The sequence below is a fragment of the Neoalteromonas flava genome, from assembly GCF_002807685.1.
Classification (GTDB): domain Bacteria; phylum Pseudomonadota; class Gammaproteobacteria; order Enterobacterales; family Alteromonadaceae; genus Alteromonas_E; species Alteromonas_E flava.
In genome coordinates, this window is record NZ_PEAX01000032.1 from 1 (window position 1) to 416 (window position 416).

1 protein-coding gene is annotated in these 416 nt (G+C 38.2%); it reads right to left on the reverse strand.

Annotation, left to right across the window (positions count from 1 at the left end; translation table 11 throughout):
* Positions 1-22 precede the first annotated feature (22 nt).
* On the reverse strand, positions 23-376 hold the full coding sequence (locus tag CSH92_RS17005) for a hypothetical protein (protein ID WP_100658845.1): 354 nt from the start codon (positions 374-376) through the stop codon (positions 23-25).
* Positions 377-416 lie beyond the last annotated feature (40 nt).

Sequence of the window (416 nt, forward strand, 5' to 3'; positions counted from 1 at the left end):
AGTGAACGAGTTAAGCGCTTTGTTAGCTGCCGAGGTGTTTGATATGGAAATAGAACTTGCTCTGCTCAAGAATGAGCTCAACTTTTTTACCAAGATCAATAACAACTTCCGCCTGAATTTCATAATCGTCTTCTTTGGAGTTGGATTTGAATAGGAATGTAACAAGCACCTGATTTTCATTTTGTTTATCAATTTTGACGTTAAATCCGTTTGCAAACCCGTCTATAACCGAAGCATCGTAACCGTCGAAGATTACTGAAGCCAATTCTCCATGAAACTTGTCACCAACTTCATAGCCGCTACTAACGCTATAGTAATCCAATGCGAACGCGTTAAAAGGGAAAACCAAACACAAAACAGCGAGCAACTTTTTCATTTATTAAATCCTTTTTTGTTTAGTTCTAGTGGCAGCTAAC